Source organism: Lysobacter sp. HA35 (assembly GCF_054061195.1).
Genome location: NZ_JBSSDY010000001.1, coordinates 590,447 through 605,917, shown reverse-complemented (window position 1 = coordinate 605,917; position 15,471 = coordinate 590,447). Strand labels below are relative to the sequence as shown.

Below are 15,471 nucleotides of genomic sequence, written 5' to 3'. Positions count from 1 at the left end.
TTCTCCCCGTCGTTAACGGGCGCGGGTCGGCCGACCTTGAGTCATGCAGGCGTGACGCGCGTCTCGCCCGCGGGTGACAGCGCCGCTTCGTGCACCCCTGCGACGGCGCGACCCGAGGGATCCGCGGCTGCAGCGAAGGCGGCATCCCATGCGATCGCGGTCGGCGTCGAGCAGGCGATCGACTTGCCGCCCGGCACCGTGCGCGCGCAGGCCTCGCCGGGATACCAGCGCTCGAACAGCGTGCGGTAGAGGTAGGCCTCCTTGGTCAGCGGCGGGTTGATCGGGTAGCGGAACTCGGCGGTGGCGAGTGCGGCATCGGTGACCTCGCGCTCGGCATGCGCTTTCAGCGAATCGATCCAGCCATAGCCGACGCCGTCGCTGAACTGCTCCTTCTGCCGCCACAGGATCGAATCGGGCAGCCAGCCTTCGAAGGCTTCGCGCAGGATGGCTTTTTCGATGCGGCCGGCCCCCGCCATCTTGGCCGTGGCGTCCATGCGCATCGCCACGTCGAGGAATTCGGTGTCGAGGAACGGCACGCGCGCCTCGACGCCCCAGGCCATCATCGACTTGTTCGCGCGCAGGCAGTCGAATTGGTGCAGGCCTTCTAGCTTGCGCACGGTTTCCTCGTGGAACTCGCGTGCGTTCGGCGCTTTGTGGAAGTAGAGATAGCCGCCGAAGATCTCGTCGCTGCCCTCGCCCGACAGCACCATCTTGATGCCCATCGCGCGGATGCGGCGCGCCAGCAGGAACATCGGCGTGGACGCGCGGATCGTGGTGACGTCGTAGGTCTCGATGTGGCGGATGACTTCGGGGAGTGCGTCGATGCCCTCCTCCACCGTGTACGTGAAACCGTGGTGCACGGTGCCGATGGCGTCCGCGGCGATCTGCGCGGCGGCGATGTCGGGCGAGCCTTCAAGACCGATCGCGAACGAATGCAGGCGGGGCCACCAGGCTTCGCTCTCGTCGTTGTCCTCGATGCGGCGTCGCGCGTAACGTGCCGCCACCGCAGCGACCAGCGACGAATCCAATCCGCCCGACAGCAGCACGCCGTACGGAACGTCGCTCATGAGCTGGCGATGCACGGCGCGCTCGAAGGCCTCCCGCAGTTCGTCGCGCGACACCTCGACGCCTTCGGTGGTTTCGAAGCGACGCCATTCGCGCACGTGGTAGCGACGCAGCTGCCCGGTCGTGCTGTCGAACCAGTGGCCGGGTGGGAACGGCGCGACGTCCGGGCAGTTGCGCGCGATGGCCTTCATTTCCGATGCGACCCAGACGCGACCGTCAGCGTCATGCCCCCAATACAGCGGGCAGACGCCGATGGGATCGCGGGCGATCACGAAGCGGCGCTGCGCGCCATCCCACAGCGCAAACGCGAAGATGCCGTTCAGACGATCGAGCCACGTGCCGATGCCCTCACCGCTCGCGTAGAGCGCACTGATCGGTTCGCAGTCCGAGCCGGTGGTGAACGGGTAATCCGGCAGCGATTCGCGCAGTTCGCGATGGTTGTAGATCTCGCCGTTCACCGCGAGCACGACGCGTCCGTCCTTCGACACGATGGGCTGCGCACCGCCGACCGGATCGACGATGGCGAGGCGCTCGTGCACCAGCAGCGCACCGTCGTCGGCATGCACGCCGCTCCAGTCGGGGCCGCGATGGCGTTGTCGGGCTGACATGGCGAGTGCGAGCGGACGAAGCACGCGCAGGTCGGCGTCGGGGCGGAGATCGAATGCGGCGAGGATGGAACACATGGCGGGAGCCTTCTTTTTCGTGGGGGATGAAAACGAAGAAGCCCGCACTTCTCAGTGCGGGCTCCGTGATCGATCAGCGTGTGTTGCGTGCGCTAATCGCCGGCCCGCGGGAGGCTGGCGTTATTGCGATTGTTATTGTTGACGCACGCGACGACGCGCCCGTTGCGGGCGGCGTTCATGGCGAGGGCGGGCGTCGAGGGCATGGATCGATCCTGCCCGCGATCGGCGGACTGCACAACCCGCTTGCGCGACCGTTCGTCCGACGGCGCGTGCATCACTTGAGCGAGTGCAGGCCGAACATGTTGCCTTCGGTGTCGACGGCCAGGGCGATGAAACCGTAGGGACCGATCGACATCTTCGGCTTCTGCACGCGCCCGCCGGCCGCTTCCACGCGCGAGGCGTCGACCGCGCAGTCCTCGCTGCGGAAGTAGACGATGGTCGACGCGCCGCCGGCCTTCAGTCCCTCATAACGAACCAGCGCGCCGCCGGCGCCCGGCGAGTCGGGCGATGCCATGAACGCCCACATCTCGATGCCGGCCGATGGAAGCTGTTCGAGTTGCCGACCGAGCACGGTTTCGTAGAAGCGCTTGGCACGCGACATGTCGTCGACGTAGATCTCGAACCAGTTGACCGGGTTGGACATGTCGCACTCCGTGGTGACGGAGCGCCGATGCTAGTCCTGCTGCGTCTCGGACAGTGCGCGTGCAGACGGCCGTTCGTCGATCGGCGCAAGCGCCCGCGACGCGACGCGCATGAGGTCGGCGACGAAGCCGCGATACGCGTCGCCCTGGGATTCCGGCGGCTGTCGCAGCACCCAGGATGGATGGACGGTGGCGAGCACGGGTGTGCCGATGTCGAGCGATTGCCAGCGGCCGCGTTCGCGCATCAGCGAGAAAGTTCGACCGAGCACCGCGTTCGCCGCAGTCGCACCGAGGCAGACGATGCGGTCCGGACGCAGCAGCGCCAGCTCGCGATCCAGCCATCCACGACACGCACTCTGTTCCGCAGCGTTCGCACGTTGGTGGATGCGCCGCTTGCCACGCATCTGGAACTTGAAATGCTTCACCGCGTTCGTCACATAGACGGACGAGCGATCGAGCCCTGCTTCGGCCATCGCGCGATCGAACAGCCGCCCCGCCGGACCGGTGAACGGTCGACCGGACAGATCCTCTTCGTCGCCCGGCTGCTCGCCGACGAAGACGATGCGCGCATCACTCGGACCTTCGCCCGGCACCGCCTGAGTCGCCGGCTCCCACAACGGACACGCACGACAGCTGCGAAGCGCGAGGCTCAGTGCGTCGAGGTCATCGACGGGATTGGGCGTCGCGAACACCGGTGCCGGAATGTGGCGACGCGCAGGTTCCGGCGCACGTTCGACCATCGCATCGACACGCCGTGACGCATCGCGCATCAACGCTGGCAGGTCACGCGTTTCGGGCAGGTGCTTCCAGAAGCGCACGGGCATTTCAGCACGCATGGCACGCGGATTGAGCCGCGCGGGATTGAAGATGCTCGCGTAGTAGCGACGCCAGAGCGCTTCGCCGGCGTCATCGGTCGGAACTTCGTTGCGATCGCCGCCCTCGCCCATCACCAGCGTCGAGCCGTCCCAGACCGCGCGCCGATACGGCGTCACAATCGCCCAACGCATGCCGGCGAAGCGGCGCTCGAAGAACGGCGCGACGAGATCGACGACGTGATGGTCGGGCTCGTACCAAGCGACGAACGCATTCGGCTCGCCGGGCACTTCGCGAAAGCGCACGAAGGCCTTCATCTTGTGCGCGTCGCGGTGCACGGCCTTCTGCAACTGCATGGCGCGACGCACTTCGATGTCGGACTCGTGTTCGAGCAACGATGGTTCACCGTGCGTCACGCGCCAGAGCAGGCGATACGCGAGCGCATGACGCTGCGGGTCGCGATGCGCTAGCACGGACTGCGCAAGCCTCAGGAACGCGCCCGGTACTGCGGGTGCATCGTGCACCGGCTCTGCATCGGCAAGCGGACGAACGCCGAGCAGCCCGTCCGCGTCACCATTCCATTCGATCAGTTCCGGCGCAATGCCAGCTTGCAGCGCGACGCGTGCCTGGCTGCGCCACGCGGCGAGATCCCACGACGGCTCGACTGCCGCGCGCCACATCAGAACAACGCCGACTGCACCGGCGCGGGTGCGAGCTTCGCGCGGATCCGCTCGGGCCGGTCAAGCGCGCCGCGCGGATGGTGGTCGAGCGTCTCCACGAAGGGCAGCACCTTGCGCAGGCTTACTCCAAGGCGCGCGAGATCGTCCAGCCGCATCCGCGCGAAGCGTCGCGATGACAGCACACGCTTGACCGTCTTCGTGCCGAAGCCCGGCACGCGCAGCAGCATTTCGCGCGGCGCCGCGTTGACGTCGACGGGAAACCGATCCGGATGGCGCAGCGCCCACGCGAGTTTGGGATCGACGTCGAGATCGAGCATGCCGGCGTCCGCATCGCGCGGCGCGATCTCATCGACCTCGAAACCGTAGAAGCGCATCAGCCAGTCGGCCTGATACAGGCGATGCTCACGCACCAGCGGCGGCGATTTCAGCGGAAGCGCGACGGACGCATCGGGGATCGGGCTGAAAGCCGAGTAGTAAACGCGGCGCAGGCGGTAATTGCCGTAGAGGTTCGCGCTCGTATCGAGGATGCTGCGGTCATCCGCGCCGTCTGCACCGACGATCATCTGCGTGCTCTGCCCGGCCGGTGCGAACGTCGGCGCACGCACGGCTTTCGCACGCTCTTCCTTCGACTCCTCGATGCGCCAGCGCAACTGACCCATCGCGCCGCGGATGCTCGACGTGGTCTTCTCGGGCGCCAGCGTCGACAACCCGCTTTCCGTCGGCAGTTCGATATTGATGCTCAATCGATCCGCATGCCTGCCTGCCGCGGCAAGCAGTTCGGGCGACGCTTCCGGAATCGTCTTGAGATGGATGTAGCCTCCGAACGCATGATCCTCGCGCAGCGAACGCGCGACTTCGACGAGCTGCTCCATCGTGTAGTCGGCATTGCGAATGATGCCGCTCGAAAGGAACAGGCCTTCGATGTAGTTGCGTCGATAGAAATCGAGCGTGAGCCGCACGACTTCATCGGTGGCGAAGCGCGCGCGGCGCACGTTGCTGCTGCGGCGGTTCACGCAGTAGGCGCAGTCGTAGACGCAGAAGTTGGTCAGCAGGATCTTGAGCAGCGAAACGCATCGCCCGTCCGGCGTGTACGAATGGCAGATACCCATGCCGCCGGTGCTGCCGATGCCGCCGGTTCCGATCGAATCGCGTGTCTTGCCGCCGCTGGATGCGCAGGACGCGTCGTATTTCGCGGCGTCGGCGAGGATCGCGAGCTTGTCGATCGTGTTCACGGGCCGGCTCCGTCGAGGTCCGGCGATCGTGGGTGGCATCCGTCTCGGCCTGTGAGACGCCGCCTGAAGCTGTTCAGTGAAGCTCGTTCAGTTCGGTCAGCAGTGCGAGGTCGTCGCGGAACGTGCGGAATGCGGCTTCGCGATCGGCGTCACCTCGTTGGCGTAGCACCCACGACGGATGCATCGTCGCGAACGCGCGTCGTCCGTCCGGCAGCTCCTGCCATTGCCCGTGCTGCTTCATCAACGCGAACTTCGAACCGAACACCGCCTTCGCGGCGATGGCGCCGAGACAGACGACCACATCCGCTTTCACCGTCTTCAGTTCGCGCTCCAGCCAGATATGGCAGGCCTTCTGCTCGGCGGGATTGGGTTGCTTGTGGATGCGTCGCTTGCCGCGCGGTTCGAACTTGAAATGCTTCACCGCATTGGTGACGTACATCGTCTTGCGATCGAGTCCGAGTTCGTCGATCGCCTTGTCGAAGATGCGACCGGCCGGGCCCACGAACGGTTCGCCCGCGATGTCCTCGCTGTCGCCGGGTTGTTCGCCGATGACGATGACGCGCGCTTTCGGCGAGCCTTCGCCGAATACCGTTTGTGTCGCGGGACGCCACAGGTCGCAGCGTTTGCATGCGGCCGCGGCTTCGCGAAGCGCGCGCAGGCTATTGCCGGCAGGCTCGGGCGCAGTGCCTTCGGGCACGTCGGGGAAGCGCTCGTCGCGTCCGCGCGCGGCCGGCGCACGAACGCGCGAAGTCGGCGTGTGCGTCGACGCGCGCGGCGACATCAGCCGGTCGCCTGGAACAATGTGCGGTAGGCCGGCGCGACGTCCTGCATCAGCTGCGACGCGGGCAGGTCGACCGTGTGCATGCCTTCCGAATACGGCCCGACCTGGTAGGGCGGAAACACGAAGCGCAGCGCGGTGATCTTGCCGGCGCCGTCGAGCACGGGCTCGAACACCGCGAAGTCTTCGGGCTTGGGCTCGGTGCCGCCTTCGATCATCGCGTTCGCAGACTTCAGCATCGCGGCACGATCGTGCGGATCGACCTTGTCGGCATCCAGGCGCTGTTCGAGCTCGGTGTGCAACTGCGTGCGCACGTCGCTGGCGATGTGCTCCCAGCTCTGCGGCTGCGGGAACAGTTCCGCGGCGGTGAGCATGCGGTTCTGCGCGGGCAGCCAGACCCAGCGCTGGATCATCGGCATGCCGTGTGCGCCGCCCGTGTAGGCGCTGCCGTCGACGGCCAGCACCACCATGTCCGGCGACTCATGCTTCAGCTGGAACTCCAGCGACAGCTCGTACGGGCCCGCGGCGGTATCCGGCGGGCGCTGCTTGGCGGCGTCGAGCACCTGCTGGCGCGCCTGCGCGGCGTAGCGCTGCGCTTCGGCGGCGAGCCCCGGATATTTCGCGAGCTCGCGTGGATAGCTGATGCCGATGATGTGCGTCGACGTGGTTTCCAGCTCGTCCTTGAGCGCGACGCTCGGCGCCGTTGCGCCGGACGCAGGTTGCGCACTGCCCGACGGCGTGGCGGTGCCGGCTTGCGGCGCGGGCGCGGGCTTCTGGCAGGCGGCGAGCAACAGGCAGGCGACCGCGGGCGCGGCCAGCGAGAGCACGCGGCGGGGAAGCGTCGAAAGGGATGTCATGAAGTGTCGCGAAATTGAACGGGGCGTCGACACGAAATTAATGGGTCGCGTGTGATGCCCGTATCGACGCGATCACCAGTCGCTGCGACCCGGCAGCAAGGCGTGCAGCTCGGCGTCGGTCAGGTTGCGCCACTTTCCGATCTTCAGGTGCCCGAGCTTGACCGCACACGATGCGCACGCGAACCAGCGTTTTGACGCGATAGCCGAAGTGCGCGGCCATCAGGCGGATCTGGCGGTTCAGGCCCTGCACCAGCGTGACGCGGAAGCCGAAACGGCCGAGCTTTCCGGTCTTGCACGGCAGCGTCATCTGCCCGTGCACCGGCACGCCGCGCGCCATGCCGCGCAGGAATTCGTCGGTGACCGGGTTGTTCACCGCAACGAGGTATTCCTTCTCGAGCTTGTTCTCCGCGCGCAGGATCTCGTTGACGATGTCGCCGTTGCTGGTCAGCAGGATCAGCCCTTCCGAATCCTTGTCGAGCCGGCCGATCGGGAAGATGCGCTGCTCGTGGCCGACGAATTCGACGATGTTGCCCGGCACCGCGCTCTCGGTCGTGCAGGTAACGCCGACCGGCTTGTTGAGCGCGATATAGACGTGGCGACGCTTGTTCGGCGCCGCCTTGCGGACGGCGAGCTTCTGGCCGTCGACCAGCACCTCGTCGCCCTCGCCCATCTCCGCACCGACCCGCGCGCGCAGGCCGTTGATCGTGACGCGGCCTTCCGCGATCAGCCGGTCCGCTTCGCGTCGCGAGCAGAGGCCGGTGTCGCTGATGTATTTGCTGATGCGCATGGGCGGGTCGGGGCGTCGTCGGGGCGCGGATGCTGTCACAACCGGGCCGTGGCTGCAGCGAGCTCAGCCGGCCAGCACGTCCGCGTAGTCCGGATGGCGCTGTGCCCAAGCCGCGGCGTAGCTGCACAGCGGCCGCACGCGCAGGCCGTTCGCCCGGGCGTAGTCGAAGCCCGCCCGGACCAGATCGCCCGCAATGCCGCGCCCACCGATCTGCGAAGGCACGCCGGTATGCGTGATCGCGAGGACGCCATTCTCGATGCGGTAGCCCATCTCGGCCTCATGCCCGTCGACGGTCACCACAAAACGCTCGGCGTCCGGTTGTTGCTGTACGTCCATCGATTGCTCCTTGATTGATGCGACGAGCAGACACCGGCCGCGATGCAGGGCCGGTGAGCGTCAGAAGTGCGGCGAGGCCAGCGCGGCGAGGAAATGTCGGCCCACCGCCGGATTCATGACGAGCATGAAGATCACGCCGTAGATCGCGCCCGACAGATGCGCGTTGTGGTTCACGCCGTCGGCGCCGTTGCGGTCCGCCCAGAACGACCACGCGAGATAGCCCGCGCCGTAGAGGATGCCGGGCACGGGAATCGGGATGAGGATCATCATCCACGGGTCGATCAGGATCGCGGCGAACAACATCGCCGCGACTGCACCCGATGCACCCAGGCTGCGATAGCGGCTGTCGTCGCGATGGCGCAGGTAGCTCGGCAGGATCGCGACGATCACCGCCGACACATAGAAGAAGACGAATGTGATCCAGCCCGACAGGCCTTCGACGACGCGCTCGGTCAGCCGTCCGAAGAAGAACAGCGTCAGCATGTTGAAGAACAGATGCGACAGGTCGGCGTGCACGAAGCCATGCGTGAGCAGGCGTTCGACTTGGCCGCGGCGCACGGCCGGCGGCCACAGCAGCAGGCGTTCGGCGAGTTGGGGTTTCTGCAGCGCGATCCACGACACGATCGTGGTCACGGCGATGATCAGGAGAGTCAGCATGCGTCGGTCGGTTGCGTGGTGATCAGGCCCATTCGGTGAGGCCTTCGCGTTCGTAGAGCGTGGCGAACGACGGCCGCGCCTTCATGCGGCTGGCGAGCGCGCCGAGGTGCGGCCAACGGTCGCCAGGCTTCGGCATGCCGCGCGACCAGCGCAGCAGCATCGTCAGGTAGAAGTCGGCGACGCAGGGCTGGCCACCGAGCAGGAACGGGCCGTTCTTCGCGAGGTGGTCGTCCAGCCGCTGCCATGCGGCCTCGATGCGCGGGATGACGTGCTCGCGTGCGAGTTCGACGTTCGCGTCGCCCGCGACTTCATGCGGATACCACCAGATGCGGAACAGCGGCTGCACCGCGTTCGCGAGGTGGAACATCCACTGGTTGTAGGTCGCGCGCTCGGCGGCATCGAAACTCGGCGCGAGGCGGCCGACGGCGTAGCGGTCGCCCAGCGTCATGGCGATCGCCGCGGCCTCGAACGTGGCGCGGCCTTCGTCGACGTAGGTCGGGACCACGCCGTTGGGATTCACGGCCAAGTACTCGGGGCTCTTCTGCTCGCCGGCGGCGGTATCGACCTTGCGCAGCTCGACGTCGAGACCGAGCTCGATGAGCAGCCAGTGGACGACCATGCTCGCGGCGCCGGGCGCGTAATACAGGCTGCGCATCGGGATCCTCCGGACGGAACGGCCCGGCATGATCGCACGGGCGGCCGGCTACCATGCGGGCACCTCCCCGCCGCCAGCCGCCGATGAATCGCACGCCCCTGCTCGCCGCCCTGCTCGCCGTCGCCCTGCCCGCCCTTGCGCAGGACGCGCTTACCACGGTGTCCGAACGCAGCGGCTTCGTGCGCACCGGTCGCTACGACGAGGTCATCGCGCTCTGCGACGCCTTCGCTGCGAAATACCCGAACGCCGTTCGCTGCGAAACCTTCGGCACCACACCGGAAGGCCGGCCGATGAAGGTGCTGGTCGCATCGACGTCCGGTGCGCTGACGCCGGAAGCGGCACGCCAGCGCGGACTGCCGGTCACGCTGATGCAAGGCGGCATCCACGCCGGCGAAATCGACGGCAAGGACGCGGGCTTCCTCGCGCTGCGCGAACTCCTGGACGGCAAGATCGCGAAGGGTGCACTCGCCAAACAAGTCTTCGTGTTCGTGCCGGTGTTCAACATCGACGGCCACGAGCGCTTCAAGGCCTGGAACCGCCCGAACCAGCGTGGGCCGGAAGAGATGGGCTGGCGCGCCACCGCACAGAACCTCAACCTCAACCGCGACTACATGAAGGCCGACGCGCCGGAAATGCGCGCGATGCTCGCGCTGATCGAACGCTGGGATCCGGTCGCCTATGTCGACCTGCACGTCACCGACGGCGCGAAGTTCCAGCACGACGTCGCGGTCCAGGTCGAACCGGTCAATTCGGGTGACGCCGCGCTGCGCACCGCTGGCCGCGCACTGCGCACCGGCACGATCGCCCGCATGACGAAGAAAGGCGCGATGCCGCTGCCGTTCTATCCATCGTTCATCAAGGGCGACGACCCGTCGTCCGGCTTCGAGGACGGCGTCTCGACGCCGCGCTTCTCGCTCGGCTACATGCAGCTGCGCAACCGCATGGCGATGCTGGTCGAAACGCATTCATGGCGCCCATATGCGTATCGCGTGCGGACCACGCACGACGCCATCGTCGCCGTGCTGGAGGAAGTCGCGGCGAACGGCGTCGCGTGGCAACGAATGGAACGCGAGGCGGACGCACGCGCGACCAAGCTCGCCCGCACGTCGGTTCCACTCGACTACAAGGCGACCGACGCGACGCGCACGATCGACTTCAAGGGCTACGCCTACACGCGCACGATGTCGGACGTCTCCGGCGCCTTGATGACGCGCTACGACGAAACCAAGCCGCAGATCTGGCACATCCCCGTGCATGACGTGGTCGTGCCGCGCATCAGCGCCGACGCGCCGCAGGCCGGCTACATCGTGCCGGCCGCATGGGTCGACATGGTCAAGCCGACTCTGGATGCGCATGCGATCCGATACGAGCGCATCGCCGCGCCGTTGCAGAACGTCGCCGCGCAGGCATGGCGCGCCGACACGATCACGTTCTCGACCGATTCGTTCGAAGGTCACCAGCGCCTGGACGCCAAGGGCGCGTGGACACCGGCCACGCCGTCGCTCGTCGCAGGCGCGTTGTTCGTCCCGATCGCCCAACCGAAGGCCCGTCTCGTGATGGGCCTGCTCGAGCCGACGGCACCCGATTCCGTCGCCGGATGGGGGCGCACCAACACGGCGTTCGAGCGCAAGGAATACATGGAGGACTACGTCGCCGAGGAAGAGGCCGAGAAGATGCTCGCCGCGGATCCCGCGCTCCGTACCGAGTTCGAGAAGCGCCTGAAGGACGACCCCGACTTCGCGAAGAGCCCCGACAAGCGCCTCGAATTCTTCTATCGCCGCCACAGCGCGTGGGACGACCGCTACGGCGTGTATCCCGTGCTGCGCGTGGATCGCGACCCGCGCTGACGCCACGTCCATGCCGCATGGGCGACCCTGTCCGCGGAGGTTCTTCATGCATACCCGGACGTTGATCGCCCTCGCCGCCTGCAGCACGCTGCTGGCCGGTTGCCCGTCGCATTCGCCGAGTGCGACGACGACGGCGAGTGCCGATACCGCAACACCGTCGACCAGCGTCGTTCGTGGCAACGCGACGTACGTCGAGCGCATCAAGATGCCGCCCGGCGCGTCGCTGCAGGTCGAGCTGATCGATGCGGCGTCGCAGAAGGTCGTGGTGTCGAAAACGCTGGGCGACGTCGCCGGTCCGCCCTACGCGTTCGAACTGCACGTGCCCGCTGCGTCGCATCCGTCGGGTTACGCGTTGCGTGCGACGCTGGTCGGGCCGGACGGTGCGCGCTGGTTCGAGACGCCTGCGCCGGTTGGCGTTACGCCGGGTGGCGATGCGGTCGAGCTGCGGATGCGTCGTGTCGTCGCGAGTGAGGACACGGCGAGCACGGTCGCACCGACAGGCCCTGTCGCGCACTGGGAATGCGGCGATCTCGGCGTGATGTCGCGCTTCGACGACGCACCGCAACAGGTGCGCCTGTCGTTCAACGGCGCATCGCTCACGTTGCCGATCGCACGTTCCGCTTCCGGTGCGCGCTACGCCGATGCACGCGGTGCGGAATTCTGGACAAAGGGCGCCACCGGCACGCTCACGCTCGCGGGCGAACCGCCGCGCGACTGCGTGCAGGCGCTGCAGGTGTCGCCGTGGAACCAGGCGGTTCTGCGCGGCGCCGCGTTCCGCGCGATCGGGAGTGAGCCCGGATGGGCGGCCGAGATCGCAGGCATGCCGCCGACGCTCGACGCGACGCTCGACTACGGACAGACGCACATCACCGCGCCAATGCGCACGACCGCGGACGGCTACGACGGCAGCGATGCCTCCGGTCGCGCCATGCACATCACCGTGCGCAAGGAGCGCTGTCGCGACGGCATGAGCGGTCAGGCGTTCGAGGCAACGGTAATGCTCGACGTGGCCGGGACGACCTATCGCGGTTGCGGCGCGAATCTGCAGGACTGATCAGGCGGGCGACGCCTCGCCTTTCAGCATCGCCTCGAGCCGTAGCGCATCGAACGTCGCGTGGCCGAGCGCGGTGTTGTCCATGACGACCCAGCAATCGAGGCCCTGGTCTCGCGCCGCGGCGATGTCATCAGCCCACGGCCGCAGGCCTTCGTCGCCATACGCGTCGTAGTAGATGCGTGGTGAACCGTGCAGCCGCCAGTAGCGAAGTCCCCCTGCGCCGCCGGTTTTCGCGGCCTCCGGAAAACGCGCAGGATCGGCCGCGACTCGCGAGACATCGAACTTCGTCCAGAACTCATCGATCTGCGGCTCGAACCACGTCGCATGGCGCGGCTCGCACACAATGGCGCCGTCGAAGCTTTGCCGCAGTGCACCGAAGAACGCGCTCGCGACGTCCGACTCGAACGCGAGGCTCGGCGGCAGTTGCACGAGGATCGGACCCAACCGGTCGCCGAGCTCGCGCACCTGCGAAAGGAATGTTTCGATGATGTCGAGGGACCCTTGCAGGCGCGCGTCGTGCGTTGCCGCTCGTGGGAACTTCACTGCGAAGCGGAACCCGTCCGGCACGCACGAGGACCACTTTGCGTACGTCTTCGGCTGGTGTGGCCGATAGAACGACGAATTGATCTCGACCGTATCGAAGCGGCGCGCATACCTCTGCAGGTGGGTGCCCTCGCCCGGGAAAAATTCGGCATGCGCGCTGGAAATGCTCCAGCCCGCGCATCCGATGTGCAGATCCTTCGTCGCCATGCGCCAAAGGCTGCACGCGTCGGCGTGAACGCTCAGGCGTCACGCAGCGGCCAGCGATCGATCACGTCGTAGCGACCGTCGTGGCTGTGCACCAGCACGAAATCGGCAACCGGCCATGAGACGGGTTCGATCTCGCCCTCCGGCAGCGCACCGCGAACGTTGCGCAGCACCGTGATGTGCGGCGAAAAGGCTTCGTGCGACCGATAAGGAATATCGGCGTCGTCGAGCGCGTGCCGCAGCGTGGACCACAGCGCATCGAGCCCCGAGTTACCGGACGGGGCCAACCAACCGACACGCGCCCCAGTGAACCCACCCGCACGTTCGACCACGAGATGGAACGCGCGCTCGTCGACAGTGGACGCAGCCTGCCGCGCGCGCTCGATCACGTCGTCGGGACGCGCATGCCAACCGCCGAGGAAATGCAGCGTGATGTGATGCTTCGCAGCTGCGGTGCGTCGACCGGCGCCCTCGAACATCGACACGCCGTCGACCGCACGATCAAGCGCCGCGCGCACCTCGTCGGCGGGCCAAAGCGCGAAGAAAAGTCGATGTCCGCCGCCGGTGGTCGCGGGATCCGTAGTCATGCAGCGAGTCTAGGCGCCGGCGCTTCATGTCGCTGCGACGGCCGCGTATCGACCATTCACGCAAACCACGGAGCATGCACATGGCCACGCGTAAATCCGCCGCCAACAAGATCGATCAACCGGGCCGCCAGCGTTCGATGCGCAAGCAGCCGGAGACGATCCGCGACAGCTATCGCGGCAGCGGCAAGCTCGAGGGCAAGGTGGCGCTCGTCACTGGCGGCGACAGCGGCATCGGCCGCGCGGTCGCCGTGCATTTCGCACGCGAAGGGGCGGACGTCGCGATCCTCTATCTTTCGGAAGATGACGATGCGCGCGAGACGGAACGCATGGTCATCGCCGAAGGACGCCGTTGCCTTTTGCTGCGCGGCGACGCACGCAGCGAGGCGCGGTGCCGCTGGGCGGTCGAGCAAACGGTGAAGAAGCTCGGCGGGCTGAACATCCTCGTCAACAACCTTGCCGACCACGTGTCGCAGGACCGGCTCGAGGATGTGAGCAGCAAGCAGCTCAAGGCGACGTTCGAGAACAACGTCTATCCGTTCTTCTTCATCACGCGCTTCGCGCTCGAACACCTCGGCGAAGGCGACGTCATCATCAATACCGGCTCGGTCACGTCGTTCCGTGGCAGCGAGCACCTGCTCGACTACGCATCGACGAAGGGCGCGATCGAGACGTTCACGTATTCGCTCGCGAAGAACCTGGTCAAACGCGGGATCCGCGTCAACGGCGTCGCGCCGGGTCCGATCTGGACGCCGCTGATCACCTCGACCTATGGCGCGAAGGAACAGAAGGAATTCGGCCGCGACACGCCGATGGGACGGCCGGGGCAGCCCAGCGAGCTCGGCCCCGCTTACGTGTTCCTCGCGAGCGACGACAGCAGCTACATCACTGGACAGTTCATCCACGTCAACGGCGGCAGCTTCATCGGCTGACTGCAATCAGCCGGCGGCTCGGTAACCGCGCAGCAGGTCGCCTCCGGGTTGGCGCACGCGGAACGCGAGGCTGATCCGCGGGCCGACGACGTCGCGCGTCTTGGGAATGCCGTGATCGTGCGTCGACTGCGACGCGTGGCTCATCAGCAGCAGGCTGCCAGGTTCCAGCGGAATACGGATCCGACGACCACGAATGCCCGGCTTCGGCGTGATCACCATGTCGCGCACGTCGCCCAGCGAGACCAGCGCGATCGGCTGGCCCGGCATCAGTGCATGCAACGTGTCGTTATGCGGCGCGACGCTGTCGCGGCCGTCGCGATAGAGATTGATGCCGACCGTGTCGAACGGTGCATCGACGACGGTTCGCACTATGGCGAGGATCTCGCTGACCGCAGGCGGCAGCTCGGGCGACGCCAGCGGATACGACGCGATCAGCCGCGGTACGTCGACCGTGCGTTCGTACATCTCGCGCTGCAGCGCGCGCCATTCGACGTCGCTGCGCAGCGCTTCGAACCAGCGGTCCGCGGTCGTCGCATCGATAAGGCCGGGTCGATAGCGGATGCCGCCCTCGGCGTCGTCGAACAGGACGACGTCGCCGGTATCGAACAGTGCGGGCTGGCCGGTGCGTGCGGACATGGCGACAGCTTCGCCGGTCCGCGTCGCACCGGCGGTGAATGTCAGCGTTCGGGCTCGACGACGACGGCCGTGCCGTAGCAGAGCACCTCGGTGAGGCCGGCCATCAGCTCGGTCGCGTCGTAGCGCGTGGCGATGATCGCGTTCGCGCCCAGCTGCCGCGCGTGAACCATCATGTCGCGGTAGGTCTCCATCCGCGCCTGCTCGCAGAGCTGCGTGTAGATGGTGATGTTGCCGCCGAACAGCGACTGGATGCCGCCGAGGAAATTGCCGACCACGGACCTCGAACGCACGGTGATGCCGCGCACGATGCCCAGATTGCGGACCACGCGCATGCCCGGAAGCTCCAGCGCGGTGGTGATCGTGGCGTCGCTCAGCGAGATGAGGCCATTGGCGTGCGAGGGCGGCGCGGCGACGGTGTTGTACGGGTCCATGCAGGGCTCCTGGTGAGTGAGCCCATCATCCACGGCCGCTTGCCGTGGCGCACGCC

16 protein-coding genes and 1 pseudogene are annotated in these 15,471 nt (G+C 67.0%); 3 read left to right on the top strand and 14 right to left on the bottom strand.

The window, feature by feature from the left end; translation table 11 throughout:
* Positions 1–41 precede the first annotated feature (41 nt).
* The 10 genes and pseudogenes from asnB to ACVWZN_RS03135 all read right to left on the bottom strand — a co-directional run bounded on the left by asnB (position 42) and on the right by ACVWZN_RS03135 (position 9,184).
* Entirely contained in the window at positions 42–1,748 is a 1,707-nt protein-coding gene (gene asnB, locus ACVWZN_RS03180; protein WP_456952585.1) for an asparagine synthase B, read from the bottom strand.
* Positions 1,749–2,022: 274 nt separating this feature from the next.
* Positions 2,023–2,391 (bottom strand): VOC family protein, encoded by a 369-nt coding sequence (locus tag ACVWZN_RS03175; RefSeq protein ID WP_456952584.1) that lies wholly within the window; start codon positions 2,389–2,391, stop codon positions 2,023–2,025.
* Between the two features lie 30 nt (positions 2,392–2,421).
* Positions 2,422–3,882, bottom strand: a complete 1,461-nt coding sequence (locus ACVWZN_RS03170; RefSeq protein WP_456952583.1) for a UdgX family uracil-DNA binding protein — start codon at positions 3,880–3,882, stop codon at positions 2,422–2,424.
* Complete coding sequence (locus ACVWZN_RS03165) at positions 3,882–5,114, bottom strand: putative DNA modification/repair radical SAM protein (protein ID WP_456952582.1); 1,233 nt, start codon at positions 5,112–5,114, stop codon at positions 3,882–3,884. Before ACVWZN_RS03165 ends, ACVWZN_RS03170 begins: the two co-directional genes overlap by 1 nt.
* 73 nt (positions 5,115–5,187) lie before the next feature.
* On the bottom strand, positions 5,188–5,895 hold the full coding sequence (locus ACVWZN_RS03160; protein ID WP_456952581.1) for a UdgX family uracil-DNA binding protein: 708 nt from the start codon (positions 5,893–5,895) through the stop codon (positions 5,188–5,190).
* The gene (locus ACVWZN_RS03155) at positions 5,895–6,749 is read right to left on the bottom strand and encodes a DUF3298 and DUF4163 domain-containing protein (RefSeq protein WP_456952580.1); all 855 of its coding nucleotides are present in this window, start codon (positions 6,747–6,749) and stop codon (positions 5,895–5,897) included. Before ACVWZN_RS03155 ends, ACVWZN_RS03160 begins: the two co-directional genes overlap by 1 nt.
* A gap of 72 nt (positions 6,750–6,821) precedes the next feature.
* A pseudogene (locus tag ACVWZN_RS03150) lies at positions 6,822–7,536 on the bottom strand (pseudouridine synthase).
* Between the two features lie 63 nt (positions 7,537–7,599).
* Entirely contained in the window at positions 7,600–7,872 is a 273-nt protein-coding gene (locus ACVWZN_RS03145; protein ID WP_456952579.1) for a GNAT family N-acetyltransferase, read from the bottom strand.
* 60 nt (positions 7,873–7,932) lie between these two features.
* Positions 7,933–8,529, bottom strand: coding sequence for a rhomboid family intramembrane serine protease (locus tag ACVWZN_RS03140; protein WP_456952578.1), 597 nt, complete (start codon positions 8,527–8,529; stop codon positions 7,933–7,935).
* A gap of 22 nt (positions 8,530–8,551) precedes the next feature.
* The gene (locus ACVWZN_RS03135; protein WP_456952577.1) at positions 8,552–9,184 is read right to left on the bottom strand and encodes a glutathione S-transferase family protein; all 633 of its coding nucleotides are present in this window, start codon (positions 9,182–9,184) and stop codon (positions 8,552–8,554) included.
* Between the two features lie 53 nt (positions 9,185–9,237).
* Between ACVWZN_RS03135 and ACVWZN_RS03130 the strand changes: the two genes are divergently transcribed.
* On the top strand, positions 9,238–11,031 hold the full coding sequence (locus tag ACVWZN_RS03130; protein ID WP_456952576.1) for a M14 family metallopeptidase: 1,794 nt from the start codon (positions 9,238–9,240) through the stop codon (positions 11,029–11,031).
* 46 nt (positions 11,032–11,077) lie between these two features.
* Positions 11,078–12,085 carry an MliC family protein gene (locus ACVWZN_RS03125; RefSeq protein WP_456952575.1) on the top strand — a complete coding sequence of 336 codons (1,008 nt, stop codon included), beginning with the start codon at positions 11,078–11,080 and terminating at the stop codon, positions 12,083–12,085.
* Here the strand turns inward: ACVWZN_RS03125 and ACVWZN_RS03120 are convergent, their stop codons facing one another.
* Both ACVWZN_RS03120 and thpR read right to left on the bottom strand, forming a co-directional pair.
* Complete coding sequence (locus ACVWZN_RS03120) at positions 12,086–12,835, bottom strand: DUF72 domain-containing protein (RefSeq protein ID WP_456952574.1); 750 nt, start codon at positions 12,833–12,835, stop codon at positions 12,086–12,088.
* A gap of 32 nt (positions 12,836–12,867) precedes the next feature.
* Entirely contained in the window at positions 12,868–13,419 is a 552-nt protein-coding gene (gene thpR, locus ACVWZN_RS03115) for an RNA 2',3'-cyclic phosphodiesterase (protein WP_456952573.1), read from the bottom strand.
* An 80-nt stretch (positions 13,420–13,499) separates the two neighbouring features.
* On the opposite strand from thpR, the gene ACVWZN_RS03110 reads away from it, so the two are divergent.
* Positions 13,500–14,348: an SDR family oxidoreductase gene (locus ACVWZN_RS03110; protein WP_456952572.1), complete on the top strand. Its 849-nt coding sequence runs from the start codon at positions 13,500–13,502 to the stop codon at positions 14,346–14,348.
* Between the two features lie 6 nt (positions 14,349–14,354).
* Here the strand turns inward: ACVWZN_RS03110 and ACVWZN_RS03105 are convergent, their stop codons facing one another.
* Together ACVWZN_RS03105 and ACVWZN_RS03100 are read right to left on the bottom strand one after the other, a co-directional pair.
* Positions 14,355–14,984, bottom strand: a complete 630-nt coding sequence (locus ACVWZN_RS03105) for an alpha-ketoglutarate-dependent dioxygenase AlkB (protein ID WP_456952571.1) — start codon at positions 14,982–14,984, stop codon at positions 14,355–14,357.
* Between the two features lie 41 nt (positions 14,985–15,025).
* A complete protein-coding gene (locus ACVWZN_RS03100) occupies positions 15,026–15,415 on the bottom strand; it encodes a YbjQ family protein (protein ID WP_456952570.1) in 390 nt (129 codons plus the stop codon).
* Positions 15,416–15,471: the final 56 nt, after the last annotated feature.